The 2,078-nt window shown below is 40.3% G+C and carries 3 protein-coding genes; 2 read left to right on the forward strand and 1 reads right to left on the reverse strand.

Annotated elements, in window-relative coordinates:
* Positions 1-457: ATP synthase beta subunit C-terminal domain-containing protein (locus DXB52_RS15575; RefSeq protein WP_472520550.1), on the forward strand; the 457-nt coding region annotated here is incomplete at its 5' end.
* Positions 458-500: 43 nt separating this feature from the next.
* Positions 501-1,163 (forward strand): V-type ATP synthase subunit D, encoded by a 663-nt coding sequence (locus tag DXB52_RS15580; protein ID WP_020436093.1) that lies wholly within the window; start codon positions 501-503, stop codon positions 1,161-1,163.
* 164 nt (positions 1,164-1,327) lie between these two features.
* On the opposite strand, the gene DXB52_RS15585 is transcribed toward DXB52_RS15580, so the two are convergent.
* A complete protein-coding gene (locus DXB52_RS15585) occupies positions 1,328-1,906 on the reverse strand; it encodes a TetR/AcrR family transcriptional regulator (protein ID WP_117541004.1) in 579 nt (192 codons plus the stop codon).
* Positions 1,907-2,078: the final 172 nt, after the last annotated feature.

Here is a 2,078-nt window from a genome sequence, read left to right on the forward strand (position 1 = left end):
GCCTGAGGATGACAAGACTCATCCAATCCCTGACCTGACAGGATATATCACGGAAGGACAGATCATCTTAAGCCGTGAGCTTTACAGAAAAGGAGTAACACCTCCAATTGATGTTCTTCCATCTCTGTCCCGTCTGAAAGATAAAGGAATCGGAGCAGGTAAGACAAGAGCAGATCATGCCAATACGATGAATCAGTTGTTTGCCGCTTATGCGCGTGGTAAAGATGCAAAAGAGCTGATGGTTATCCTGGGAGAGGCTGCACTGACAGAAATTGACCTGAAATATGCACGTTTCGCAGATGCATTTGAGAAAGAATATGTATCTCAGGGATATCAGACAGACCGAAGCATTGAGGAAACATTGAATATCGGATGGAAGCTGCTTCGCATGCTGCCGCGTACCGAACTCAAACGAATTGACGATAAATATCTGGATGAATATTACGACAAAGAGTAAGAACAGACAGAGTGATCGAAGATAGAAAGAGGAGGTGGCGGTATTGGCTGCGAAACAAGTGAATCCAACCCGTATGGAACTAACCCGTTTGAAGAAAAAGCGGATTACAGCCATTCGTGGTCACAAGCTTTTGAAAGATAAGCGTGATGAGCTGATGCGCCAGTATCTGGATCTTGTCCGAGAAAATATGGAAGTGAGACTTCGTGTAGAAGAAGGAATTCTCTCTGCGAACCGTAATTTTGTTATTGCCCGGGCCGGAATGTCAGAGGCAGCACTGAATACTGCATTGATGGCTCCGAAGCAGGAAGTTGGACTTATAGTTGATGAGAAGAATGTTATGAGTGTTGAGATTCCGACCTTCACATCCAAAACAAGAACAGCGGATGAAAATGATATCTATTCTTATGGATTTGCATTTACTTCCAGCGATCTTGATGGAGCAGTGAAGTCTTTATCAGATATCCTCCCAGACATGATCCGACTTGCAGAATGTGAAAAAGCATGTCAGCTGATGGCGGCAGAGATTGAGAAGACAAGACGTCGTGTAAATGCACTGGAGCATGTTATCATTCCAGAGACAGAGGAAAGTATCAAATACATTACGATGAAACTGGATGAGAATGAGCGTAGTACACAGATTCGACTGATGAAAGTGAAAGATATGATGCTCGAAGAGGCGCATCATTACAAAGAAAAAGAGGCGTAACTATTAAAAATAAAAAAGAACATGACCAGAGAATAAAAGCTTCTGTTTAAGAAGTCTTGAAACTGTGGTGCATGTTCTTTTTCATGTTTACATCTAAAAATGCAAGCATTTTACATCTTTTTTTGAAATTTTGCTTGGCTCTGAACAGTTACAAATGCAAAACATTATACAAGAATTTTGGATTGCAGAAGATCTGTTAAAAGTTGTCTTGCTCCGGCCTGAACCTGTTCTAACGGTACTTTTGATGTATAAGACTCACTGATAAATCCGAACAGACCAAAGCAGATGAATCCGGCAATCTGTCTTGCAGAATATTTTAAAGAATAAGAAGCCTTCAGCTTATCTGTATGAGATTCTACCGTGTCTAAAAGGATCCGATAAAATCGAAAAGCCAGGTAAGGATTTGTTTCCGGTACGACATGCTGGAAAAAATCATAACGTTCATAGTAAAGAGACAAAATACTGTCCAAAACGTTCAGATATCCCTGTGTGAGATTGTTTTCAGGATTGTTTTCCTCTTGTCTGCGATGGTATCCCTCTTTTCCAATAATCAGCATATCATTGAAAATGTCGTCAAGGAGGGCAAATTTATCTTTATAATGTGTGTAGAAAGTGATCCGGCTGACATTGGCAATCTTACATAATTCCGTGATTGAAATCACATCAAAAGCCTGTGTGGTTAAAAGATCCAAAAGAGCAGACTTTAAAGCACATTTTGTTTTGGTGATACGCTTATCCTCCATTGCGGATATTCTCCTTCTATGTTCTATAGCAGATCATACGAATGCTGTGATTGCTTATCTGTAAAATTATTGTAACTGTTCAGAGCCAACCTCCAAAATGCTACGCATTTCGTCGGTGTGGCGTATCCGCCAAATAAAATTTCAAAAACAGTCTTAAAAATGCAAGCATTTT

This window comes from Ruminococcus sp. OM04-4AA, assembly GCF_003462585.1.
GTDB classification, from domain to species: domain Bacteria; phylum Bacillota; class Clostridia; order Lachnospirales; family Lachnospiraceae; genus Mediterraneibacter; species Mediterraneibacter faecis.